The sequence below is a fragment of the Micromonospora sp. SD19 genome (genome assembly GCF_054462275.1).
The window spans coordinates 435,288-460,015 of record NZ_JBTLMN010000003.1; the positions used below are offsets into that span (position 1 = coordinate 435,288).

Annotated in this window: 20 protein-coding genes; 9 read left to right on the forward strand and 11 right to left on the reverse strand. The window is 71.7% G+C overall.

The window, feature by feature from the left end; genetic code table 11:
* Positions 1-9: 9 nt before the first annotated feature.
* Positions 10-1,770 (forward strand): stealth family protein, encoded by a 1,761-nt coding sequence (locus ACX27O_RS14450; RefSeq protein ID WP_357633703.1) that lies wholly within the window; start codon positions 10-12, stop codon positions 1,768-1,770.
* 79 nt (positions 1,771-1,849) lie between these two features.
* Here the strand turns inward: ACX27O_RS14450 and ACX27O_RS14455 are convergent, their stop codons facing one another.
* From ACX27O_RS14455 to ACX27O_RS14495, 9 genes are all read right to left on the reverse strand, one after another.
* Entirely contained in the window at positions 1,850-2,497 is a 648-nt protein-coding gene (locus tag ACX27O_RS14455; protein WP_030336186.1) for a hypothetical protein, read from the reverse strand.
* 203 nt (positions 2,498-2,700) lie between these two features.
* Entirely contained in the window at positions 2,701-3,483 is a 783-nt protein-coding gene (locus ACX27O_RS14460; protein WP_030336184.1) for an anti-sigma factor family protein, read from the reverse strand.
* Positions 3,480-4,172, reverse strand: coding sequence for a sigma-70 family RNA polymerase sigma factor (locus tag ACX27O_RS14465; protein ID WP_030336181.1), 693 nt, complete (start codon positions 4,170-4,172; stop codon positions 3,480-3,482). Before ACX27O_RS14465 ends, ACX27O_RS14460 begins: the two co-directional genes overlap by 4 nt.
* A gap of 126 nt (positions 4,173-4,298) precedes the next feature.
* Positions 4,299-5,156, reverse strand: coding sequence for a spermidine synthase (locus ACX27O_RS14470; RefSeq protein WP_210861962.1), 858 nt, complete (start codon positions 5,154-5,156; stop codon positions 4,299-4,301).
* A gap of 18 nt (positions 5,157-5,174) precedes the next feature.
* Positions 5,175-6,143, reverse strand: a complete 969-nt coding sequence (locus ACX27O_RS14475; RefSeq protein WP_435823353.1) for a hypothetical protein — start codon at positions 6,141-6,143, stop codon at positions 5,175-5,177.
* Positions 6,144-6,198: 55 nt separating this feature from the next.
* On the reverse strand, positions 6,199-8,673 hold the full coding sequence (locus tag ACX27O_RS14480; protein WP_210866446.1) for an AAA family ATPase: 2,475 nt from the start codon (positions 8,671-8,673) through the stop codon (positions 6,199-6,201).
* On the reverse strand, positions 8,673-9,821 hold the full coding sequence (locus ACX27O_RS14485; RefSeq protein WP_030336173.1) for an exonuclease SbcCD subunit D: 1,149 nt from the start codon (positions 9,819-9,821) through the stop codon (positions 8,673-8,675). Before ACX27O_RS14485 ends, ACX27O_RS14480 begins: the two co-directional genes overlap by 1 nt.
* Before the next feature lie 14 nt (positions 9,822-9,835).
* Complete coding sequence (locus ACX27O_RS14490; protein ID WP_030336172.1) at positions 9,836-11,590, reverse strand: ATP-binding protein; 1,755 nt, start codon at positions 11,588-11,590, stop codon at positions 9,836-9,838.
* A 199-nt stretch (positions 11,591-11,789) separates the two neighbouring features.
* Positions 11,790-12,536: a pyrimidine reductase family protein gene (locus ACX27O_RS14495; protein ID WP_030336171.1), complete on the reverse strand. Its 747-nt coding sequence runs from the start codon at positions 12,534-12,536 to the stop codon at positions 11,790-11,792.
* Between the two features lie 150 nt (positions 12,537-12,686).
* Here ACX27O_RS14495 and ACX27O_RS14500 point away from each other — a divergent pair, with 150 nt between their 5' ends.
* The 6 genes from ACX27O_RS14500 (at position 12,687) to ACX27O_RS14525 (ending at position 19,246) form a co-directional block, all read left to right on the forward strand.
* Complete coding sequence (locus ACX27O_RS14500) at positions 12,687-13,250, forward strand: plasmid pRiA4b ORF-3 family protein (RefSeq protein ID WP_210858042.1); 564 nt, start codon at positions 12,687-12,689, stop codon at positions 13,248-13,250.
* Positions 13,251-13,475: 225 nt separating this feature from the next.
* Positions 13,476-14,765 (forward strand): ABC transporter substrate-binding protein, encoded by a 1,290-nt coding sequence (locus ACX27O_RS14505; RefSeq protein ID WP_030336168.1) that lies wholly within the window; start codon positions 13,476-13,478, stop codon positions 14,763-14,765.
* A gap of 109 nt (positions 14,766-14,874) precedes the next feature.
* On the forward strand, positions 14,875-15,846 hold the full coding sequence (locus tag ACX27O_RS14510; RefSeq protein ID WP_030336165.1) for a carbohydrate ABC transporter permease: 972 nt from the start codon (positions 14,875-14,877) through the stop codon (positions 15,844-15,846).
* A gap of 10 nt (positions 15,847-15,856) precedes the next feature.
* A complete protein-coding gene (locus ACX27O_RS14515; RefSeq protein ID WP_030336164.1) occupies positions 15,857-16,699 on the forward strand; it encodes a carbohydrate ABC transporter permease in 843 nt (280 codons plus the stop codon).
* On the forward strand, positions 16,696-18,117 hold the full coding sequence (locus ACX27O_RS14520; RefSeq protein WP_030336162.1) for a GH1 family beta-glucosidase: 1,422 nt from the start codon (positions 16,696-16,698) through the stop codon (positions 18,115-18,117). The genes ACX27O_RS14515 and ACX27O_RS14520 overlap by 4 nt, the downstream gene beginning before the upstream one ends.
* A gap of 82 nt (positions 18,118-18,199) precedes the next feature.
* Positions 18,200-19,246, forward strand: a complete 1,047-nt coding sequence (locus ACX27O_RS14525; protein ID WP_030336160.1) for a LacI family DNA-binding transcriptional regulator — start codon at positions 18,200-18,202, stop codon at positions 19,244-19,246.
* A 362-nt stretch (positions 19,247-19,608) separates the two neighbouring features.
* Here the strand turns inward: ACX27O_RS14525 and ACX27O_RS14530 are convergent, their stop codons facing one another.
* Together ACX27O_RS14530 and ACX27O_RS14535 are read right to left on the reverse strand one after the other, a co-directional pair.
* Complete coding sequence (locus ACX27O_RS14530; protein ID WP_030336158.1) at positions 19,609-20,829, reverse strand: acyl-CoA dehydrogenase family protein; 1,221 nt, start codon at positions 20,827-20,829, stop codon at positions 19,609-19,611.
* Positions 20,829-21,908 carry a phosphotransferase family protein gene (locus ACX27O_RS14535; RefSeq protein WP_210866442.1) on the reverse strand — a complete coding sequence of 360 codons (1,080 nt, stop codon included), beginning with the start codon at positions 21,906-21,908 and terminating at the stop codon, positions 20,829-20,831. Before ACX27O_RS14535 ends, ACX27O_RS14530 begins: the two co-directional genes overlap by 1 nt.
* Positions 21,909-22,109: 201 nt before the next feature.
* Between ACX27O_RS14535 and ACX27O_RS14540 the strand changes: the two genes are divergently transcribed.
* Together ACX27O_RS14540 and ACX27O_RS14545 are read left to right on the forward strand one after the other, a co-directional pair.
* Complete coding sequence (locus ACX27O_RS14540; protein ID WP_081884003.1) at positions 22,110-23,834, forward strand: alpha-keto acid decarboxylase family protein; 1,725 nt, start codon at positions 22,110-22,112, stop codon at positions 23,832-23,834.
* 140 nt (positions 23,835-23,974) lie between these two features.
* Positions 23,975-24,679 carry an ACT domain-containing protein gene (locus ACX27O_RS14545; protein ID WP_030336152.1) on the forward strand — a complete coding sequence of 235 codons (705 nt, stop codon included), beginning with the start codon at positions 23,975-23,977 and terminating at the stop codon, positions 24,677-24,679.
* Positions 24,680-24,728: the final 49 nt, after the last annotated feature.

Genomic DNA, 24,728 nt, shown 5'->3' on the forward strand with positions numbered 1-24,728 from the left:
GGGACAAGCGTGACCGGACCGACGCCCACCCCGGGCGAGCCACCCCGGGCACTGGCCGAACCCACCGGGTTCGTCGAGGTGTACCGGCGGGTGCTCAGCCCGCAGACCCGGCGTGCCATCGCGACGAAGGTGAGCCCCCGGGCCCGGCACCAGCTGAAGCAGTGGGTCGCCCGGGCCGCCCGCGACGGCCACCTCTCCGAGCGCCGGGGCGAGCGGCTGGCCCGCCGCCAGCCGGAGTTGCTGGCTGGCGCGGACCGGGTGGTCGTCACCGCCGACCGAGGGCCCCGGGTGGCCCGGATCGGGGCGTCGGTCACCCCTCTGATGGCACGGTTGGACAATCTCACCGCGGTGACGGCGGCGCTCGACGAGGCCGGCGTACCCCATTTCCGGGTGCGGGGGGAGTCCCACCGCTCGTCGGTGGTGGCTGTCGAGGCCACCCACCGCGCGCAGGCGTGCGCCGCGCTCGCCGCCGCGTGCGGCCGGGTCCCCGGCTACGTCTCGGTGCCGGAGGGCACCGGGCAACCGGCCGCCGGGTTCGAGACGAAGACCTGGGACCGGCTGGCGGACGCCCCGGTGGTACGGCTGACCTGGTACTGGACGGACCCCCAGCGTCGGCTGGTGCTGGGGCAGGCGTACGGGTGCGACGTCGAGTTCTGGACCCGGGAGGGTGACACGCTTGTCGCGCCGCGGTCCAACGCCGTGGCCGAACAGGTGACGGTAGCGGCGCCGCTGGTGCTCGTACCGGAGTCGCGGTTCACCGGGTTGGCGTCCCCCTCCGCGCCGGCCACCGCCTGGACCCGTCCGGAGTTCGCCGCACCGCGCCCCGACGACGTGCCGTTCCCGGTCGACGTGGTCTACACCTGGGTCGACGGCACCGACCCGGCCTGGCTACGGCGACGGGCCGAGGTGGCCGGGGTGCCGTACCACGCGGAGGCGGCGAGCGCGGCCCGCTTCCTCAGCCGCGACGAGCTGCGCTACTCGCTGCGGTCGCTGCACCTCTTCGCGCCCTGGGTACGCCACGTCTACGTGGTGACCGACGACCAGGTGCCGGTCTGGCTGGACCCGTCCGCCAGCGGGCTGCGGGTGGTCAGCCACCGGGAGATCTTCACCGACCCGACGGTGCTGCCGACGTACAACTCGCACGCCATCGAGAGTCAACTGCACCACATCGACGGGCTCTCCGAGCACTTCCTGTACTTCAACGACGACGTCTTCCTCGGCACCGAGGTGCTGCCCCAGGACTTCTTCCTGGCCAACGGCATCTCCCGGTTCTTCCCCTCGCCGGCGCTGGTGCCGCCGGGGCCACCCACCGCCGGGGACATCCCGTCCTCGGCGGCCGGGAAGAACAACCGCGCGTTGATCGCGGAGCGGTTCGGCACCGTACTGACCCAGAAGATGAAGCACATGCCGCACGCGCTGCGGCGCAGCGTGCTCCAGGAGATCGAGCAGACGTTCCCGCAGCAGTACCGGCGGACCGCGGCGAGTCAGTTCCGCAGCATGGACGACCTGTCGATCGCCTCGTCGCTGCATCACTACTACGCCTTCCACACCGGACGCGCGGCACCGGGGGACCTGCGGTACACCATCGCCGAGCTGTCCCACCCGGACACACCCGCCCGGTTGGCGCACCTGCTCGCCCGCCGGGACCGGCAGGTGTTCTGCCTCAACGACGCGTTCTCCGTCGAGGAGGACCTCGACGCGCAGATGGCGTTGCTCATCCCGTTCCTGGAGACGTACTTCCCGGTGCCGAGCCCGTGGGAACGGGCCTGACCCACCCCCGGACACGACGGTGGCCGGTCGCGCCCTCCCCGGCGACGACCGACCACCGTGCCCTCGCGGGCGGTCAGGCTCAGTACGAGTAGCCCGAACCCCCGGCGTCGTTGGAGCCGCTGTCCGACGGCGGCGCGACCGCCTTCGGGGTGCCCTTGGGCAGGCAGCTCAGGTTCTTCTTGCCGTCCGGCTGGACCACGAACCAGGTGCCACCGACAGCCTGGCCCTTCCACTGGCCGGGCTTCTTGTCACCGATGTAGCGGTAGACCGGCCAGCCGCCGACGGTGAGCTGACGGGTGCCGTCCTGCCGGGTCACGCTGCCGACCTTGTCGTCGGAGACGCCGGTGAGCTCCGGGTTGCCGTCGGTCAGTGCCGGGGGCCACACCTCGGCGCACTTGTCGACACAGTTCGACGACGGCGGGTCGGCGGTGTCCTTGTCGAAGCGGTACAGGATCCAGCCGTCCTGGTCGGTGACCACCTTGCCCATCCGGGCGACGCTCTTACCGACCAACTTCTCGGTCAGGTCGACGTCCGCGGGCGGCGCGTCGGCGGCCGGCGCCTCCGCGGACGCCGACACCTCGGGTTCAACCGTCGCGGTGGGCTCGGCCGCGGCGACGGCGACCGGCTCCGCCGCGCTCGAGTTCGCGGGGTCGTAACCCGCGGGAGCGCAGGCCGTTAGTGCGACCATCGCGCTCGCGACGATGACGGTCCGCTTCATCTGTGCCACGTGCCCTCCTCATTCTTGACAGTTCACCCATAGGTACGGGGGGCGGGCTGTCAAGGTTGAAGCAGTAACAGTGGTCAATTTCACGTAAAACGATTGAACCGTTTCCGGCTGCGCTGCGTACGCCCCCGCAGGGGATGCCTCCCGCAACGACAGATCGGCGCCGGTCATTGTGGAAATGACCGGCGCCGATGCGGCAGGCGCGCCTACAAGGATACGGTGACCAGCGGACTCGCCACACCGTTGGCATTCACCGACTGCACCTGGAGCTGCTTGATATCCGCCGGCAGAGCCGACGTCGAGGCACTCAGCTCAAGACCCTGCGGCCGGGTGTTGGTGCCGTAGCCACCATCCGGCACCGACCAGCTCGAGATGACCTCGGTGCTGCCGTTCTTGCGCACCACCACCAGACGGCAGACGCGCGGGCCGGGCAGTTTCCGCAAGCTGAAATTGATCCGGGTGCCGTAGTCCTTGGTCACCAGGAACATGGTGGTCTGCACACCGGTGGTCGGGTCGGTCGCCTCGACCTGGTCACCCTCCACCTCGGTGCCACCCACACCCGGGCCGCTCGGCGCAGCCGTCGGCACGCTCGTCGGCGGATCGTTGGGCGCGCTCGGCGTCGACTCGGCGAGCACCCCCGGCGGCTGCTCGTTGCCCGTCACACTGACGAAGCCGTACCCGGTCAGACCGCCGAAGACCACCACCGCGGCGGCCGTCGCGAGCATCTGACGAAACCGGGTACGCCGCCGATCCGCCCGGACCGCGCCGAGCGTCCGGTCCAGCAGGGCCGGATCCGTCGCCGTCTGCTCCAGCGCCATCATCGTCTCGCCGTCGATGTCGGAGAGCAGCCCGACCACCGGCACCATCGTCTCCAACTCGGCCGCGCACGCCCAGCAGGTGGCGAGGTGCTCCTCGAACCGCTCAGTGTCCTGCTCGTCGAGCACACCGAGCGCGTACGCCGCGACGTCCATGTGGTCCGGCCGGCTCATTCTGTCACCCCCCGCTCCTGCAGAGCCGTGCGCAGCGCGCGCAGCGCGTAGTAGACCCTCGACTTGGCGGTGCCCAGCGGCAGGCCCAACTCCTCGGCCGCCTCCGGCACCGTCCGCCCCCGGAAGTACGTCGAGATCAGAATCTCCCGGTGCGACTGACTGAGCGTACGCAGCGCGTCCGCCACCGTCATGGTGCGCAGCACCCGGTCCGTGCTGTCCGCCTCGGCGAAGGCGGTGAGGTCCCGGTCGTACGTCTCCGGCGGCCGGGCCTCCTGGCTGCGGTGCTCGTCGATGGCGATGCGGCGGGCCACAGTGACCAACCACGGCCGCAACGAACCCTGCCCCTGCGTGCCCAGGCGGTGCGCGTTGCGCCAGGCCCGCAGCAGCGTCTCCTGGACGATGTCCTCCGCGCGCTGCCGGTCCCCCCCGGTCAGGCGCATGACGAACATCAGCAACGGGCCGGCGTGCTCGGCGTAGAGCTGACGGATCAACTGGTCGGAGTGGCTGGCCTCGGTTGACGTCGCCTGATGGCGCCCGGGCGCCGGTCGCGGCGTCACCGGACCATTCTGGCGAGACGTCGCTCTCGCGTCGACCCCCCGGGCAGACGAGGTCGACCGTGACGAGGGTCGCGCCGACAACCAGTCAGCGCGGACCGCGTCGCCATGCCAACCGGCCGCCACCGCGTGCATGCAGACCTCCGGGATCTCCGTGACCAACGCCGGCCCACGAGGCGGGCCGCCCGGTGGTACGCAGCACCGGTCCCAACGGATCAACAAACGGCGAAAAAACTTCCGCGCCGCCCGTCGGGTGGACGATCAGCGGCGTACCGAGAACAACCCCGGCGGTGGCGGATCCGAACCCGTCGCGTCGGCGTCCCGCACGACCTGCGCGCCACCGACGAAACGGTCCAGCTCGTCGCCGGCCACCACCCGGCCCGGAAACCAGTCACCGGCGGCCCGTCTGGTCAACTCCGGCACCGGCGGCTGGGACCGCCCGGCGACCAGCACCAGATTGCCGTACCGGCGCCCGCGCAGCACCGCCGCGTCGCCGACCAGGCAGGCCTGCGGCAGCACCGACCGGACCGTGGCGACCTGCCCCCGGGCGTGCCGCAACGGGGGGCCGTCGGCCAGGTTCGCCAGGTACCAACCGGCCGGGCGGAGCACCCGGGCCACCTCGGCCGCGTACTCCAGCGACGTGAGGTGCGCCGGGGTACGCGCCCCGGCGAACACGTCGGCGACCACCACGTCGTAGCTGGCCTCCCGGGTCGATGCCAACACCGCCCGGGCGTCCTGCACCCGAACCTTCAACCGGGGGTCCGACGGCCAGGGCAACGCCCGACGGACCAACTCCACCAGCGCGCCATCCACCTCGGACACCCGCTGGGTCGACCCCGCCCGGGTGGCGGAGACGTACCGGGGCAGGGTCAGGGCGCCGCCACCCAGATGCAGCACCCGCAGCGGCGCGCCGGCCGGCGCGACCAGATCCACTGCGGCAGCCAGCCGACGCACGTACTCGAACTCCAGGTGAGTGGGGTCGGCCAGGTCGACGTGCGACTGCGGCGCGCCATCCAGCAGCAACGTCCACGAGCCGGCCCGGTCCGGATCCGGCACCAGCTCCGCCAGCCCGGTGTCCACCTGCTCGACCACCCGCTCAGCCGCCCGTTTACGCCCCATCGGAACCAGTATCCGCGTTCAACGGGCGGCGCGGGCCGCTGCGGTCAACGCGCGGTGCAGCAGCCGGGAATCACCCAGCAGGGCCCGCAGTCGGCGCTCCAGACCGGCGATCGGGATCAGGTTCTGCGGGGCCCGCGGGTCCTTGTACGGGGTGGACGCGAAGCGCGGCAGGGTCACCAACGACAGATCGGCCAGCTCGATCGCCGCCTCGACCGGCAGGTCGGCGGAGCACTCCACCCGGACGATGCCCGCCCACGGCGCGCCGATCGCCACCGGCAGCCGCAGATACCACGACCAACCGCCCCAGGCGGTGCCGAGCCGGAACACCGGGGACCGCTCACCCGACGCCATCCCGGTCACCACGGCGGTCAGCCGAGCATCCAGATACTGACTGTGCTGCGTCTTGATGTAGCCCAGAGTGCGCGGCAACTGCCGACGACTGCGCAACGGGCCGTCCACCACCAACAGGTCACCGTCGACCCGGGCCGCGTCGGACACCGCCACCTCCAACGCGGTCAGCGGACCCTGCACGGCGGCCGGAAGCTTCGCCAACTCACCGGTGCCACCCACCCGGTGCACCGGGTAACGGATCGCGCCCGCCACCACATCCCGCGCCGACGGGCTCGCGGTGAACAGACCCCTACCAACCTGGGTGCCCGCCAACTGCGCCGCACCCCGGCCCAGGTCACAGCGGACCACCCCGGCCGCGTACGAGGCCGCCAACCCGGGAAACGACCCGCCGTCGGTCTCGGCCGTCCAGATGCTCGCGTCGATCCGACGCACCCCGTCGACCAGCAACACCACGTCGGGTGCGCGCACCCCGGGGCGTACCCCGATCGCCCGCCAGTCCACGGCGGGCAGCTCCACGTCCGCGTCGACCTGGGCGCTGCTCGGCGCGGCCGGCCCGGCCGCCGACGCCTCGAACGACGCCCCGTACGCCGGATCCCACGAGTCGACGAAGAACGCTGCGTCGCCCCGCACGTTCACCGGGCTCGCCTGTCGTTCGCGACTGCGGGGCTCCGCTGCGCGGCACTCCTCGCGCTCACCGGCCGGTCCGTTCCACCCGGGCGGAGCGGGCGTCCTTGCGCACCTCGAAGCGGACCGGGATCCGCTCGGCCAACGCCGGCACGTGGGTGACCACGCCGACCATCCGATCGCCCCGGGCCGCCAGGTTCTCCAGGGTCGCCGCCACCGTGTCCAGCGTGGCGGCGTCGAGGGTGCCGAAACCCTCGTCCAGGACGATCGACTCCAGGCTCGCCGCCGTGGTGGACATCCCGGCCAACTGTTCGGAGAGCGCCAACGCCAACGCCAGCGACGCCTGGAACGTCTCACCGCCGGAGAGGGTGCGCACCCCCCGACGCAGCCCGGCGTCGTGGTGGTCGACGACGACGAACTCACCCTTGTCGTGCACCAGCTCGTACTGCCCGTTGGACAACTCCCGCAGAATCCCCGACGCACCGTCGACCAGCAGGTCCAACGCCTCGGCCAGCAACCACCGCTCGAAGTTGTTGGCCCGCAGGTGCCCGGCGAGCGCGCGCGCCACCTGCGCCTCCCGCTCGTGCCCCGCCCGCTGCTCGCGCAACGCACCGGCCTGCTCGCGACGCTCGTGCAGCCGCCGCCGGTCGGCGTCGGCCCGCTCCACCGCCACCGTCGCCGCGTGCACCGGATCGTCCCCCACCGGCACGTCGGCGTCGGCGAAGATGGCCGCGATGGCCCGTTGCACCCCGTCGGCCACCGACTCGGCCGCCGCCACGGCAGCGGCCCGACCGTCCCGGTCGGCGCGGCGGCGGTCCGCCTCGCTGGTCGCCCAACCGGTCAGCGTCGACCAGGCGGCGGCCACATCGTCCCGGTCGGTCGCCGGGGGACCGAACCGGGCCAACCCGTCCCGGGCGGTGTCGAAGGCCCGCCACGCCGCCCGCAGCCGCTCCTCGGCGGCATCCACAGCGGCCCGGGCCTGGCGAGCGGTCTCGCGGCCGGCCCGGACCGCCGTCGCCGCCTCGTCCAGTGCGCGCCGCAACCGGGCGTGCTCGGCCAACTCCCGGCGCAGCACGGCCGGCTCGGCAGCCCCGGAAAGCTGCCCGTCCAGCTCGGCCAGCCGGGCCTCCAGCTGCTCCTGCCGGGCCCGCGCCTGCACCAGCAGCCGCTCCAGCTCACGCGCCGCCGCGTCCCGCTGCCGCACCGTCTCCTGCGCGGCCTTGGTCGCGGCCCGCGCGGCCTTGCCGGCCGCCGTCGCGGCGGCCACCGCCGAATCGGCCGGCACCGCCGGCACCTCGGCCACCGGCTGCTCGCACACCGGGCACGTTGCCCCCGCATGCAGGTGCACCCGCAGGCTGACCGCCAGGTCGGTGGCCTTCGCCTCCTCGTGCGCCCGGAAGGCCGCCTCCAGGTCCGCGTCGGCCCGCTCGGCGACCGCGCGGGCGTCGACCAGCGCCGCCACCGCCGTGGTGTGCTCGTCGTGCGCCGTGCGCACCGCCTCGCGGACCGTGTCGGCCTCGCCGGCCAGCCGGTCCCGATCGTCGTACGCCCGCAGTTGCAGTCGCAGCGCGCTCTCGTCACCGGCGGCGGCCAGCTCGCCGCGCAGCTTCTCCTCCCGCTCCTCGGCCAGCGACACCCCGGTCGCCGCCGCCTCCGCCTCGGCCCGCGCCGCGGTGACCGCGCGAGCGACAGCGCTCACCCCACCCGGCGCCCGCACCCCCGTCAGCACTGTCAGCTCGTCGTCCAGGGCGGTCAGCGCCGCAGCGGCCTCCCGTGCGGTGACCCGCGCCGCCGCCAACTCCGGCACCGCCTCGGCCACCGCGGCCGCCAGCTCGGTCATCCGGTCGACCCGGGCGTCGGCCTCGGCCAACGCCTCGTCGTCCACGCCGGTCAACCCGGCGAGCACCTGGTCGACCGCCTCCAACCGGGCCTCCGCCTGCGCGGCGCGCGCCGTCGCCTTCTTCTGCACGTCCTCGTAGACGCCGAGGCCCAGCAGGTTGACCAGGATCTGCTGCCGCGTCGCCGGCTTGGCGTGCAGGAAGTCGGCGAACTGCCCCTGTGGCAGCACCACACAGCTGGTGAACTGCTCGTACGGCAGCCCGACCGCCTCCAGCACCGCCTGCTCCATCTCGGCGGGAGTGCCGGCCACCACCTCGCCGAGGTCGTCCGGGCTCAGACCGGTGTCCAGTTTGGTCACGTCGAAGCCGGCCGGCATCAGCTGCAACCCGGCGTTGGCGGTCTTCACGTTGCCCCGGCCGTCCCGGCGGACCACCCGGGTCGCCACGTACCGGGCACCGCCGGACTCGAAGACCAACCGCACCCGCGCCTCGGTCGCCGACGGGGCGAGCGCGTTGGCCAACCCCCGGGCGCCGCCCCACCGGGGCACCATGCCGTACAGGGCGAAGCAGATCGCGTCCAACACAGTGGACTTACCGGAACCGGTCGGGCCGATCAGCGCGAAGAAGTCGGCGTCGGTGAAGTCGACAGTGGTCTCGTCCCGGAAGACCGTGAACCCGGCCATGTCCAAGCGCATCGGACGCATCAGTGCTCGACCTCCTCGAAAAGCTCGTCGAAGAGCTCCCGGACACCCTCGTCGGCGTGGCCCCGGCTGTCCAGGTAGTCGGCGAACAACTCCCGGGGCGAACGCCCCGAGCGCTGGGCGATGCGCGTGCCACTGCCCGGCGCGGCCACCAGCTCCGGGTCGATCCGGATCTCCAGGGCCCGGGGGAGCAGCTCCTGGACCTCCTCGCGCAGGCCGGCACGCGGTTGCTCCCGCACGTACACCCGCAGCCACGCGTCCGGCGCCTCGATCTCGGCGAGCTGGGCCAGGGTGCCGCGCACCGTCCGCAGCGCGCTCGCCGCCGTCACCGGCACCTCCCGCACCCGGGCTGCGGTGCTGGCCGTCACCTCGACAATCGTCACCGAGGGGACGTTCTCCTGCTCCCCAAAGTCGACAGCGAGCGGGCTGCCGCTGTATCGCACCGGGCAGGGGCCGGCGACCCGCTGCGCCCGGTGCAGGTGACCCAGCGCCACGTAGTGCGCGGTGGCCGGGAAGACGGTGGCCGGCACCGCGTAACCCAGCACCGTGTGCGCGTCGCGCTCGCCGCCGCCGGTGGCCGCGCCGGTCACCGTCAGGTGCGCGGTGACCAGGTGCACCCGGTCCGGCTCGGTGAATCCCTCGGTCAGTCGCCCCAGCACCCGGCCCAGGTGGTCGGCGTACGTCTGGTTGGTCTCCGCGGCGGTCAGCTCGTACATCTCCAACGCGCGCACCGCGTACCGCTGGGACAGGAACGGCAACGCGGCCAGCCGCCACCGCTCGCCACCGGCGGTGGTGCCGTCGATGATGTGCTCGTCCGGATTTTCGCGTACCCCGCCGCGCAGCGTGATGCCGGCGGCGTCGGCCCACGGGCGCAGCGCGTCCAGTGCGGGGCCGTTGTCGTGGTTACCGCCGATCGCCACCACGTCCGCGCCGGTCCGCCGCAGCGCCGTCAACGCCCGGGTGACCAGGCGGGTCGCCTCCGAACTGGGCGCGGCGGTGTCGTAGAGGTCACCGGCGACGATCACCAGATCCGGCCGCTCGGCATTGGCGATCTCGATCACCCCGGCCAGCACCGCCTTGTGCTCGTCGGCCCGGGACTGCCCCTTGAGCACCTTGCCCACATGCCAGTCGGAGGTGTGCAGGATCTTCATGGCTTGCCGGCCCCCTAGAACGGGATGTCGTCGTCGGTGGTGCCGCCGCCGGAGCCCACCACGGCGAACGGGTCGGCGGACTGGGTGATCGAGCGCAGCGTCTCCGATGGTGCCCGGCCCGCCTCGGAGACCCGGGTGGCCCAGGCCGGGAACGGAAACTCCAGGCAGAGCGGAACCGGAATGTCCGGCTGGTTGACGAACATGGTGCCCGGCTTGGCCAGCAACGCCCGCTGGCGCTGCGCGGGCGGCAGGAAGCCGTATTCCGGGCGGGACGCCTCGGCCGGGTCGAGCCGGCCGACCACCCGGATCGCCGAGTTGGTGACGATCCGCCGCTCCACCTCGCTCGCCGTCTGCTGCGCGCCGATCAGGATCACCCCGAGCGAGCGGCCCCGCTCGGCGATGTCGAGCAGCACCTCCTTGATGGGGGAGGAGCCCTCCCGGGGGGCGTACTTGTTGAGCTCGTCGAGGACCACGAACAGCAGCGGCTTGGCCGTGCCGGACTTCTCCTTGCGCTCGAACTCGCTCTTCAGCGTCACACCGACCACGAACCGCTGCGCCCGGTCCGGCAGGTTGTGCAGGTCGACCACGGTGACCTGCGCCGACTCGCTGGTGTTGATCGAGTGCGGGCGGCGGGCCGCGAGGTCACCACGGATCAGCCGGGCCAGGTCCTTCTTACTGCCGATCAACCGCCGGGCGAACGCGTTGACGGTGCCCAGCCCTACCGCGCTGCCCGCCCAGTCGGAGCGGGTCTCGTCGTCGTTGAGCTGGTCGACGATGTGGTCGACCAGGTCGCCGTACGAGCCGAGCCGAACCCCGTCGATGCTCACCCCGCCGTCGGCGGGCTGGGCGTAGCGGGCCAGGTGCGCGGCCACCGAGTGAACCACCATCGTGTACTGCTGGCGCTCGTCGTCGGCGTCGGCGAACACGTACGGCAGCAGGCGGTCCGTGCAGAACTCGCTCAGCGTCCAGTAGAAGCTGTCGACGCCGGTGAGCCGGCTGCTCACATCCGGCGTGCCGGCCGCGTCACCGACCCGTGGTGGGGCGTAGACCCGCACGTCGGGGAAGGCGCCCGCGCTCAACCCGAGCTTCGCGTACGCCGCGCGGGTGGGCTCGTCGAGGCGGGTGTTGGGGTGGTCCAGGAAGAGAAGGTCCTCACCCTTGACGTTGAAGATCAGCGCCTTGGCGTTGACCGCGTCGCCGCCCAGCACCCCGGAGCGGAACACCGAGTAGAGCAGGAAGGTGGCGAAGCTGGTCTTGGTGGCCACCCCGGAGATGCCGGAGATGGAGACGTGCGCGCCCCGGCTGCCGTCGAGGAAGTCGGCGTTGAGGTAGACCGGCACCCCGTCGCGACCCATGCCCATCGGGATGCGCCGCTCCATCCGGTCGAAGTGCAGCGCGCGCGCCCGCGCGTCGCCCTCGGCCCGGTGCACAACGGCCCCCGGCGTGGGCGGCACGTAGAGCTCCGGGTCGACCCGGGTGGTGGTGATTTCGGCCGCCTCCTGCACCATCGCCGGCAGTGTGCCGTCGGCGATGGCGAACACGTCGGAGTCGAACTGGGCGCCCTCGTGCCGAGCGCGGACCTGGGTGACCACCCCGGCGATCGTCACCGGCTCGCGGTCGGGCAGGTCGCGTCGGGTGACCACCACGTCGTCGAGCTGCAGGTAGCTGCCGGGCGCCACGGCCGTCCAGAACTGCAACGGGGTGGCGTCGGCGGTGCCCAGCACCCGCCCGACCGCCTCGCCCGGGCTGTCGAGGTCGGCGTCGGTCATCGGGCGACCCCTGTCGCTCGGGCATCACTGTCGGCGCGCATGACGTGCATAGTGCCCGAGGAGTACGACAGGTCGCCACGCGACGCGGCGGACGACACCATGCCCCGTCACACTCATGACGCTGGGTGTTCGACCGGGCGCACCAGGTGGGCGCGAGCGTGTCGGGTGCCGCGCGAGTCCTGGCCGCCGGTGTAGGGAGCTACTGGCGGGCGTGGCGGAGCATCAGGACGCCGTCCTCGGTGGCGAGCACGTGCCGCAACGGTAGGTGCCGGGGCGCGGTGACGTCGCCGGCGGTGATCCGGCCGGGGCCGGGCCCGGCGAGCAGCGGCGAGACGGTGAGGCACAGTTCGTCGACCAGGTCGGCGGCGGTGAGCGCGCCGAACAGGTGTGGGCCGCCCTCGCAGAGCAGTTGGGTGAGCCCGCGTCCGTGCAGCTCGGCGAGGCCGGCGGCCAGGTCGACGCGCCCGGTGCCGCAGCGCAGCACGTCGGCGACGTCGGTCAGCCCGGGCGGCGGGTCGGCGTCGGCGTGGGTGAGCACCACCGGGCGGGTCGGTGCGTCGGCGAACGCGGCCTGCGCCGGGTCCAGGTCCAGCGATCCGGAGACGACCACCAGCGTCGGGTACGCGGCCAGACCGTTGGCCTGACGCCAGGCGCGGCGGCGTTCGTCGAGGCGGACCGCCCGGTATCCCTCGTGGCGCAGCGTGCCGGCGGCCACCACCAGGGCGTCGCAGGCCATCCGCAGCAGGCCGAACACCCGCTTGTCCGGCTCGCCGGAGAGCCCGGCGGAGTAGCCGTCCACGCTGACCGCACCGTCCAGGCTGGTCACGAAGTTCACTCGCAGCCGGGGCTGGTCGGCGCGGCCGTAGAGGGCGGTCAGCTCGGTGTCGTCGAGTGGCTGCGTCGACGGCTCGGGCCAGAGCCGTCGGATCGGAATTCTGACGGTCATTCGCCGGCCGGACCGGTGACCGGAGGGGTCGGTTCGGCGGTACGGTGCTGGCAGTCGCACCAGTTCCGGCCCGGGCACTCATCGTGTCGCCGGGCCCGGCACGCTCGGCAGATCATGCTGGCAGCCTAAGCCGCGGGAGGACAGGACAGCATGCCGCGTCAGATCTTCCAGCTGAAGATGTCCCTCGCCGGGACCCGGCCGCCGGTGTGGCGCCGGGTGCTCGTGCCGGCCGGTTACACGCTGGACCGGCTGCACCGGGTGGCGCAGCACGCGATGGGTTGGCGGGACTGCCACCTGCACTCGTTCGAGATCGACGCGATGCAGTACGGCGAGCCCGACCCGGACGGTGAGTTGGCGCTGCACGACGAGTTGGACGTGCGGCTCGACGCGGTGCTCGGCAAGGGCAGCCGGTTCTCCTACACGTACGACTTCGGCGACTGGTGGGAGCACGACCTGGTCGTGGAGGACGCGCTGACCGCCGACCCGGACGAGCGGTACCCGGTCTGCCTGGCCGGCGAGCGGGCCTGCCCGCCGGAGGGCATCGGCGGGCCGGTGGGCTATCAGGCGCTCCTGGAGGCGCTGGACGCCCAGGCCGGCCCGGGTGACCTGGTCAGTTCCCGGCACGCGATGCTGCGCGACTGGGCGGGCGCCGCCTTCGACCCGTCGGGCTTCGACCCGGACCGGGCAACCACGCTGCTGCGCCGCTTCTGCTGAACCGCCAGTTGCGGGAGGTGTCGCTGGGGCTTCTGTTACCCGAGTGGTCAGCGGTAACGATCTGGGAACGCTCCCATCGCCCTATTGACACTCCCGTTACCCGCCGGCAATCTCATGGGAGCGCTCCCGGAGGTGGCGTGGCTCACTCACGAATCCCCGGCCTGGCGCGACGGGCACCCCCCACCACACCCATCCAGCCTCACCACCGGAAAGAGGGGTCAGCGCATGAGTGTCACCACGCGGCGTACCCGCCTGGCAGCCGCCGCCCTGGCCGCGATCACCGCAATCAGCGGTCTCGCGGCCTGTGGCAAGGACGACGAGAAGCCGGCGGCCGGCGAGAAGCCGGCCAAGCTGGTCGTCGACACGTTCGGCGAGATGGGCTACGACGAGCTTGTCAAGCAGTACGAGAAGGACACCGGCATCAAGGTCGAGCTGCGCAAGACCGCGCAGCTCGGTGAGTACCGGCCGAAGCTGGTCCGCTACCTGGCCACCGGCAAGGGCGCGGCGGACGTCACCGCGCTGGAAGAGGGCATCCTCAACGAGTTCAAGCCCAACGCGCGCAACTGGGAGGACCTCGCGCCGCTGGTGGGGGACCACTCGAAGGAGTACCTGCCCTGGAAGTGGGAGCTCGGCAAGGCGCCGGACGGTCGGCTGATCGGCCTGCCGACCGACGTCGGCAGCCTCGCCGTCTGCTACCGCAAGGACCTGTTCCAGGCGGCCGGCCTGCCCACCGAGCGCGACCAGGTGTCGGCGCTCTGGCCGGACTGGAAGGGTTTCCACGACGCCGGTCTGAAGTACAAGCAGGGCAGCGGCGGCAAGGCGTTCATCGACTCGATCACCGCCGTCTCCAACGGTGTGCTCTTCCAGGGCAACGGTGATCTGTTCTACGACAAGGAAGACAACATCATCGCGGACACCAGCCCCGCGGTGAAGAACGCCTGGGACACCGCCACGTCGATGGCCGACATCTCCGCCAAGGCGTCCACCTGGTCGCCGGAGTGGTCGGGTGGCTTCAAGCAGGGCACCTTCGCGGCGACCTTCTGCCCGTCCTGGATGCTCGGCATCGTCTCGGACAACTCCGGTCCGGCCAACAAGGGCAAGTGGGACGTCGCGTCCGTGCCGGGCGGCGGCGGTAACTGGGGCGGCTCGTGGCTCGCGGTTCCGGCGCAGAGCAAGTACCCGAAGGAGGCGGCGAAGCTCGCCGAGTACCTCACCAACGCCAAGAGCCAGGTGGAGGCCTTCAAGCTCAAGGGCCCGCTGCCGACCAACCTGGAGGCGCTGAAGGACCAGGCGTTCCTCGGTTACACCAACGAGTACTTCAGCAACGCGCCGACCGGCAAGATCTTCGGTGAGAGCGTCGCCAAGATCCAGCCGATCCACCTGGGCCCGAAGCACCAGGCGGTCAAGGAGAACGCGCTCGAGCCGGCTCTGCGGGCGTTCGAGAACGGGCAGGCCGACAAGGCGAAGGCCTGGGAGCAGTTCACGAAGGACGCAAAGACTCAGGGTGCCTTCTGAGTGATTCCCTGCCGGTGGCGTTCGGGGCTTCCCGGACGCCACCGGCCGGTCCCCTCCGCGTAGCGCCCTGCGCGAGGGCCCCCGGGCCTCGCCGGAAAAGGAAATTCGCATGAGCCTGTCGGCCACGACGGCACGGCCGTCGCCAGCAGCACCGCCTTCTCCCGACGTCTCTCGGCGACGTCGCCGGGGGAGATTACTCAACCGCCTCGATGTCAAGTACTCGCCGTACCTCTACATCGCCCCGTTCTTCCTGATCTTCGGCATCTTCGGGCTGTACCCGATGCTGCGCACCGCCTGGATGTCACTGCACGACTGGGACATGATCGGCGAGCACACGTTCATCGGCTTCGACAACTACACCCGGCTGCTGTCCGACGAGTACTTCTGGAACGCGCTGGTCAACACGTTCGGCATCTTCGCCCTGTCGACCATCCCGCAGTTGTTGCTCGCCCTCTTCCTGGCGAACCTGCTCAACCGGACCTTCCTGCGCGCCAAGACCTTCTTCCGGATGGCCATCTTCATGCCGAACGTGGTGTCGGTGGCAGCGGTCGCGATCGTCTTCGGGATGCTGTTCCAGCGGGAGTTCGGCCTGTTCAACTGGCTGCTCAGCTTCGTCGGTGTCGACCCGGTCGACTGGGACGGGCACCGGTGGAGTTCATGGACGGCCATCTCCTCCATGGTCAACTGGCGGTGGACCGGGTACAACACCCTGATCCTGCTCGCCGGCATGCAGGCGATCCCGAAGGACCTCTACGAGGCCGCGGAGATCGACGGCGCCAGTCCGTGGCGACAGTTCTGGCAGATCACCCTGCCCATGCTCAAGCCCACCTTCATCTTCGTGGTCATCCTGTCCACGATCGGCGGGATGCAGCTCTTCACCGAGCCGCTGCTCTTCGGCAACGGCAACATCATCGGCGGCAACCAGCGGGAGTTCCAGACGCTGGCCATGTACATGTACGAGATGGGCATCGTGAACCTGAACAGCGCCGGCTACGGAGCCGCGGTGGCCTGGGCGATCTTCATGATCATCATCGTGGTGTCGCTGTTCAACTTCCTACTCGTCCGCCGCTCGGCGAAGTGAGGAGAGATCGATGATCTCGGCTTCCCAGCGCCTGTGGCGCACCAGCCCGCTGACCTACGTGGCGCTCGTCCTGGCGGCGCTGCTGTCGATCTACCCGTTCTACTACATGCTGGTGATCGGCACCCGCAGCCTGGACAACATCAACGACGTGCCACCCCCGCTGACTCCCGGCGGCGCGTTCGGTGACAACTTCGGGCGGGTGCTCGACAACGACGCCGCCAACTTCCTCACCGGCATGATGAACTCGATCATCGTTTCCTCGGTGGTCACCGTCTCGGTGGTGCTCACCGGTTCGCTGGCCGGGTTCGCCTTCGCCAAGCTGAAGTTCCGCGGCAGCAACATCCTCCTGCTGGCGATCATCGTGACCATGATGATCCCGACCCAGATGGGGCTCATCCCGCTCTGGGGCATGATGCAGGACCTCGGGTGGTACGACACCCTCTACGCGGTCACCGTGCCGTTCCTGGTCACCGCCTTCGGCGTGTTCATGATGCGGCAGTACGCCAGCCAGGCGATCTCCGACGAGCTGATCGAGGCCGGCCGGGTCGACGGGGCGAGCACGTTCCGGATCTACTGGAGCATCGTGCTGCCCGCGCTGCGGCCCGCCGCCGGCGTCCTCGGTCTGCTGACCTTCATGGAGACCTGGAACTCGTTCCTCTGGCCGTACGCCATCCTCACCCCGGAGAACCCGACCCTGCAGGTCTCGCTCTCCTTCCTCTCGTACGCCTACTACACCGACTACTCCCAGGTGTTCGCCGCCACGGCGATCGGCACCATCCCCCTGGTGATCGTTTTCCTCGTGTTCGGCCGCCAGATCATTGGCGGGATCATGGAAGGTGCCGTCAAGTCGTGAGCAACCCCGCCAGCCCACCCGCCGTCGACGTCCTCGACGAGCGCCCGGGGCTGACCTTTCCACCCGGATTCCTCTGGGGGGCCGCGACGGCGGCGTACCAGATCGAGGGGGCGGCGGCCGAGGACGGCCGCGCCCCGTCGATCTGGGACACCTTCAGCCACACCGAGGGCCGGGTCGTCGCCGGGCACACCGGTGACGTGGCGTGCGACCACTACCACCGCCTCGGTGAGGACGTCGCGCTGATGGCCGAGCTGGGCCTGAAGTCGTACCGTTTCTCGGTCTCCTGGTCGCGGGTGCAGCCCGCCGGCAGCGGCGCGGTCAACCCCCAGGGGTTGGACTTCTACCGCCGGCTGGTCGACGAGCTGTTGGCCAACGGCATCGAGCCGTGGCTCACCCTCTACCACTGGGATCTGCCGCAGCCGCTGGAGGACGCCGGCGGCTGGCCGGCCCGGGACACCGCGGCCCGCTTCGCCGACTACACGACGGTGATGGCCGACGCGCTCGGCGACCGGGTGCGCTACTGGACCACGCTGAACGAGCCGTGGTGCTCGGCGTTCCTCGGCTACGGCTCCGGGGTGCACGCCCCCGGCCGCACCAACGGAGCGGACGCGGTGCGCGCCGGTCACCACCTGATGCTCGGGCACGGCCTGGCCGTGCAGGCGCTGCGGGCCGCCCGGCCGACCGCCGAGGTGGGCGTGACCGTCAACCTCTACCCGGTCGACCCGGCCAGCGACACCCCCGCCGACCGCGACGCCGCCCGGCGGATCGACGGGTTGGCCAACCGGTTCTTCCTGGACCCGCTGCTGCGCGGGTCGTACCCGGAGGACCTGGTTGCCGACCTCAGCACGGTGACCGACTTCGACCACGTGCGCGACGGCGACCTGGCGACCATCTCCACGCCGTTGGACCTGGTCGGGGTCAACTACTACAGCCGGCACGTCGTCGCCGCGCCGGTCGAGGGCGTCCCGGCCGACCCGGCCCCCTCGTGCTGGCCGGGCAGCGAGGACGTCCGGTTCGTCAGCCGCGGCGTCCCGGTCACCGACATGGGCTGGGAGATCGACGCCCCGGGCCTGACCGAGACGCTGCGTCGGGTGCACGGCTACACCGAGCTGCCGTTGTACGTCACCGAGAACGGTTCCGCGTTCGTCGACTCGGTGGTCGACGGGCAGGTCGACGACGTCGATCGGCTGGCCTACTTCGACGCCCACCTGCGCGCCGCCCACGAGGCGATCGACGCCGGGGTGCCGCTGCGGGGATACTTTGCCTGGTCGTTGATGGATAATTTCGAATGGGCCTGGGGTTACACCAAGCGGTTTGGCATGATCCACGTCGACTACGACAGCCAGGTCCGCACCCCCAAGTCCAGCGCCAAGTGGTACGCCTCGGTGATCCGGCGCAACGGTCTGGCCGCACAATAGGCTCGGGCCAGCCATCAGGACGGCCCCGGCGTCCACCTCCCGCAGGTGGCGCCGGGTCCGCCCGCCGTCGGAGGAGCAGACGATGACAACGCAGCGCACCCGGTCGCTCGGGCGCCCGACCCTCGACGCGGTCGCGGCGCGTGCCGGCGTCGGTCGGGGCACGGTCTCCCGCGTGGTCAACGGCTCGCCCCAGGTCAGCCCGGAGGCCCGGGCCGCGGTCCAACAGGCCATCGCCGAGCTGGGGTACGTGCCGAACCGGGCCGCCCGCGCGCTCGTCACCCAGCGGACCGACTCGGTCGCGCTGGTGGTCTCCGAATCCGGCGAGCGGGTCTTCACCGAGCCGTTCTTCGCCTCGATCGTGCGGGGGATCAGTTCCGGGCTGCTGGAGACGCCGATGCAGCTCTGGCTGGCCATGGCCCAGTCGCCGGTGGAGCGGGAGCGGGTCGAGCACCACCTCACCAACCAACACGTCGACGGCGTCCTGCTGCTGTCGTTGCACGACTCCGACCCGCTGCCGACGCTGCTGGAGGAGCGCGGCCTGCCCGCCGTGCTCGGCGGTCGGCCCGCCCGGATGCTGCAACCCGGCGCCCAACCGGCCTGGTTCGTCGACGTGGACAACGTTGGCGGGGCCCGGCAGGCGGTGGAGTACCTGACGGGGCAGGGGCGGCGACGCGTCGCCACCATCGCCGGTCCGCAGGACATGGGCGCCGGTCTGGCCCGGTTGGCCGGCTACACCGAGGCGGTCAAGGCCACCGGGGCCAGCGTCAACCCCGACCTGATCGCGTACGGCGACTTCAGCGAGGGCAGCGGCGCGGCCGGCATGCGTCGGCTGCTGGACGTCTGCCCGGACCTGGACGCGGTGTTCGTCGCCTCCGACCTGATGGCGTTCGGCGCGCTGCGGACCCTGCGCGAGGCCGGCCGGCGGGTGCCACGGGACGTCGCGGTGATCGGCTTCGACGACGCGACGATCGCCCGTCAGGCGGAGCCGCCGCTGACCACCGTTTTCCAGCCGGTGGAGGAGATGGGCCGGCAGATGGCCCGCCTGCTGGTGGCCCGGATCCGTGGCGAGGAGCTACCCGCCTCCCACATCCTCCTGGACACCCAACTGGTCCACCGAGCCTCCGCCTAACCCCACGCCCCCAGGACCCCGCACAGCGCGCACCCCGCGCCCCGCGCGCGCCCCGCACAGCGCGCGCCCCGCACAGCGCCCCCCGCGTCGATCATGAGGTTGGCCTGGACATTCCCGGCATCTCGACTCGCCAACCTCATGATCAAGAAGGCCGACAGGGCAAGATCGTGCTCGATCCTGGATCGAGTGGCCTCCCGGCGACCGCACACCACTACATCCAGGATCGAGCGCGATCTTCAGGTGTCGGGGCGTGCGGGGCGTGCGGGCGGGTTGGGCGGGGTGTGCGGGCGGGGCGTGCGGCGTGCGGGGCCGCGGTGGGCGTGCGCGGGGCGGGTGAGTGGGGCAGGGTTGGTGCCCGGCGGTCAGGCGGAGGTGGGGGCCCAGCGGCGGAGTTCGCGCTTGGCCAGGGAGTTGCGGTGTACCTCGTCGGGGCCGTCGGCGAGGCGCAGGGTGCGGGTCTGCGCCCAGAGGGCGGCCAGTGGGGTGTCCTGGCTGACGCCGGCGCCGCCGTACCCCTGGATGGCCTTGTCGATCACCCACTCCGCCATCGCCGGAGTGCCGATCTTGATGGCCTGGATCTCGGTGTGCGCGCCCTTGTTGCCGACGGTGTCCATCAGCCACGCCGTCTTGAGCACCAGCAGCCGGGCCTGCTCGATGCGGACCCGGGACTCGGCGATCCACTCCCGCACGACGCCCTGCTCCGCCAGGGGCCGGCCGAACGCGATCCGGTCGTTGGCCCGGCGGCAGAGCAGCTCCAGTGCCCGTTCGGCCATCCCGATCAGTCGCATGCAGTGGTGGATGCGGCCCGGGCCGAGGCGGGCCTGCGCGATGGCGAAGCCGGTGCCCTCGGCGCCGATCAGGTTCTCCGCCGGCACCCGGACGTCGGTGAAGTCGATCTCGGCGTGCCCGCCGTGGGAGCCGTCGGTGTAGCCGAAGACGGTCATCCCCCGGCGCACCGTCACACCGGGGGTGTCCCGGGGGACCAGCACCATGCTCTGCTGGCGGTGCCGGTCCGCGGTGGGGTCGGTCTTGCCCATCACGATGAAGATCTCGCAGCGCGGGTCCATCGCGCCCGACGACCACCACTTCCGTCCGTTGATCACGTACTCGTCGCCGTCGCGGGTGATCCGGGTGGCGATGTTGGTGGCGTCGGAGGAGGCGACGTCCGGCTCGGTCATGCAGAACGCCGAGCGGATCTCACCCTCCAGCAGCGGCATCAGCCAGCGCTGCCGCTGCGTCTCCGAGCCGAACTCGGCCAGCAACTCCATGTTGCCGGTGTCCGGTGCCGCGCAGTTGACCGCCTCGGGCGCGAGGTGCGGGCTGCGCCCGGTCAGCTCGGCCAGGGGAGCGTACTGGAGGTTGGTCAGGCCGGCGCCGTAGCGCGGGTCGGGCAGGAAGAGGTTCCACAGGCCGCGCTTGCGGGCCTCCGCCTTCAGCTCGGCCAACACCGGGGTACGCGACCACGGGTCCCCGGCGGCCACCTGCTCGGCGTGCACGGGCTCGGCCGGGTAGACGTGTTCGGTCAGGAACCGGGTCAGCTCGTCGCGCAGCTCCTCGGTCCGGCTGTCGTATGAGAAGTCCATCACCGCTCCCTGGCGGCGGTCAGCCCGTGTGCGACCAGCGGTGCCACCATCTCGCCGATCCGGTCGAAGCCCTCGCCGAGCGTCTGCCCGAGCGTGTGGCGGTAGTGGATGCCCTCGCAGATGACAGCGAGTTTGAAACAGCCCAGCGCCACGTGCCAGTGCAGTGGTCCGACGTCGACGTCGCTGCGCCCGGCGTACCGGTCGATCAGCTCGCTGCCGGTGGGGAAGCCGGCGCGCGGGCCGAGCCCGTCCGCGACGGGGTTGCCCTCGGCGGTGTCGCTGCCGCCGAGCACGTCCCAGTACGTCAGCAGCAGCCCCAGGTCGGCGAGGGGGTCGCCGAGGGTGGCCATCTCCCAGTCGAGCACCGCGTGCACGGCGACGGGGTCGGCCGAGGCGAGGAGGTTGTCGAGGCGGTAGTCGCCGTGCACGATCCGGCCGGCGTTCGCACCCTCCGGGGCGGTCGCCGCGAGCAGGTCACGCAGCTCGTCGATGCCGGCCAGCGGGCGGCTGCGGGAGCGGTCGAGCTGACCGGCCCACCGGCGCACCTGCCGGGCCAGGTAGCCCTCGGGGCGGCCGAAGTCAGCCAACCCGACGGCGGACGGTTCGACGCTGTGCAGCGCGGCGAGGGTGTCCATCATCGCCATGGCGAGGTGGTGGCGTCGTTCGTCGCCCAGCGGGTCGGTCTGCGCGCGGGTGCGGAACACCTCGCCGGGCATCCGTTCCATCAGGTAGAACGGTGCGCCGATGACGTCCGGGTCGGTGCAGAGCAGCAGCGCGCCCGGCACCGGCACCTCGGTCGGCGCGAGCGCCGAGATGACCCGGAACTCGCGCCCCATGTCGTGCGCGGTGGCCAGCACGTGCCCCAGCGGGGGGCGGCGCAGCACTACCTCGCGGTCGCCGAGGCGCAGCAGGTAGGTGAGGTTGGACTTGCCGCCGGCGATCAGCTGGGCGCGCAACGGCCCGACGAGCAGCTCGGGTCGGTGCTTGGCCAGGTGGTCGGCGAGACGGTCCAGGGGCAGACCCGCGGGTGAGGTGGGGACGGCCTCCGGCCGCGACGCATCGACGGCCGGATCACTCATCCGACCAGTTGATGGCAGCCCGTTCACGTTGTCAAGGTCAGATTCACCGCACGTCTCGTCGGGAGGGCTTCGGCCAAGCGGGCCAGCGCCGCCGCCGGGGCGCGTCTCAAGGGGAACAACCCACGCCTTTCATGGCAATTGCCCCGATATGGTCTTGATGGTGGGCTGCGGAGGCGGTCCCCGGAGCGACGGGGGTCAATCGTGGTGAAGGCGAGCGGGGGCACGACGACGGTGGGTGAGCTGTTGCTCAGCCGGCTCTACGACCTCGGGGTGCGCCATGTCTTTGGGTTGCCAGGCGACTACAACATGGATTTCCTCGACCAGATCGAGGCGTTCGACGGGATCGAGTGGGTCGGCAGCTGCAACGAGCTCAACGCCGGCTTCAGCGCCGACGGGTATGCCCGCCTCGCCGGCGTCGGAGCGATCCTCACGACGTTCGGTCCCGGTGAGCTGTCGGCGGTCAACGCGCTGGCCGGGGCCATGGCGGAGTCGGTACCCATCGTCTCGATCGTCGGCGGTCCGACCGAGGAGATCATGCGACAGCACACCTCCATGCACCACTCGCTCGCCGACGGCGATTTCGACCACTGGGTACGGGTGGCGCGAGAGGTGACTGTCGCCCAGACCTCGCTGACCCCGCAGAACGCCCTGGGGGAGGTCGACCGGGTGCTCACCGAGTGCTGGTCGCAGCAGCGTCCGGTCTACGTCCGGATGCCCGGCGACGTGGCCCACGCCGAAATCGCCCGGCCGGGGCGACGGTTCACCCGCCCCGAGCCGGTCGTGGCGGCCGGGCAGCTCGACGCCTTCGCCACGGCCGCCCGGCGGCTGCTCGACGGTGTCGAGCGGCCCGCCATGCTCGTCGGGAACCTGCCGATCCGCTTCCACCTCGGCGCCGCCGTCACGGCTATGGCCGCCGAACGGAACTGGCCGGTCGCCGCACAGTCGCTGGGACGTGGACTGCTCGACGAGTCCGACCCCCACTACGTGGGCGTCTACAACGGCGGTGACAGCGTCGACGAGGTCCGCGCGGTCGTGGAGGGCGCGGACGCGCTCGTCTGTCTGGGCACCACGTTCTTCGACTGGGACGGCCTGTTCACCGCCGACATCACGGTGGACCGGGTCATCAGCCTGCACCGGGACGCCGCAGTCGTCGCGGGCACCCGCTTCGCCCCGGTGGCCCTGCCGGCGGCGCTGCGCTGCCTGCACGAGATCGCCCCGAACCGTACGGCGCAGTGGTCACGCGCGCCGCTGCTGGCGGCCGATCCGCCCGCACTCGACCCGTCGAACAACGAACCGATCCGGCAGGCCCGGCTCTGGCCGGCGATCCAGAGCATGCTGCGTGAGGGGGACATCTTCGTTCCGGAGACCGGCACCCCGTCCTTCGGCGCGGCGACGATGCGACTGCCCGCCGACGTCACGGTCGTGTGGCCGCCCATCTGGGGCTCGATCGGCTACGCCACCCCGGCCGCCTTCGGTGCCGGGGTGGCGGCACCGGATCGACGGACGGTGCTCGTGACCGGCGACGGATCTCTCCAACTGACAGTGCAGGAGATCAGCCGGATGCTCGCCACGAACCAACGTCCGGTCATCATCGTGGTCAACAACGGCGGTTACACGGTCGAACGGGCCGTCGACGGGCGGCACCAGCCGTACAACGACATCGACAACTGGCGGTACACCGAACTGCCCGCCGTGTTCGCACGAGAGCAGGGCTTCACCGCCCACGTGGCCCGTACCGAGGGTGAACTCGCGACCATCCTGGCCGGCATCGACGGACGGCCGGCCCAGTTGACACTCGTCGAGGTGGAGACCGACCCACTGGACCTGCCCACCGGAATGCCGCAGTGGGGTCGGGAGACGTCCGCCGCCGACTACCACGCGCAGCTCGCCTCCACGCCGGTCCTGCCCCTGGGTGGGCTGCCGTAGCGCCCCGGCCGGGCCCTTCGCCGGCCGTCAACCCGCAAATTTCCGCTCGGGACATGCCCCTGCAACAGGGACGAAATGGTCAACGACCAGGCTGTGACCAGCCTGCCGGCCGCCGCCGGCCGCCGAGCGGAGGGACAGACATGTTGCTGCGAGTTCGGGTCACCCTGCCGGACCGTCCGGGCACCCTCGGCCAGGTCGCCCGCACGCTCGGCGTCTCCGGCGCGGACATCGTCCAGGTGGTGGTCCTGGAGCGGCTCGGCGGGCGCGCGGTGGACGACTTCACTGTGGTCTGGCCTGGCGCCGCCCGGGTGGAGGGACTGTTGGCAGGGCTGGCGGCGATCCCCGGCGTCCGCGTGGACGGGGTGTGGCGGGCGATCGGCGCGCCCACCACCACCGGCCAGGACGCCGAGCTGCTGGCCCAGGTGGCGGCCAACCCGGCCGACGGGCTGGCCACCCTTGTCGACGCAGTGCCCGGTCTGCTGGCGGCCGACTGGGCGGTGGCGGCGGTGGTCCCGCTGGACTGGGCCTCGCGGTCCGGGGGTGGCCCCGGGGCGACCGTGGGGCACGCCAGTTGGCGGGCACCCGTACCGCTGCGGTTGCCCGAGGTGACGCCGCTGCGCGGCCGGTCCCTGACCACGGCGGACGGCACCCACCACGCGGTCGCGCCGTTCGGACGGGCCGGCCTGGTCCTGGTGGTGGCCCGGGAGCACAGCGACACGCTCAGCGCCGCCGCGTTCCACACCACCGAGGTGGATCGGCTCTCCCAGCTCGTCCGGGCCTGCGCGGTGATCCTCGGGGACCGGCTGGACCTGGTCGGCGTACCGCCGGTCACCGTCAATCCCTGAGCCGCCACCCACGGGTTGGGTGGTCGGCGAGGCCCGACCCTGTTGATCT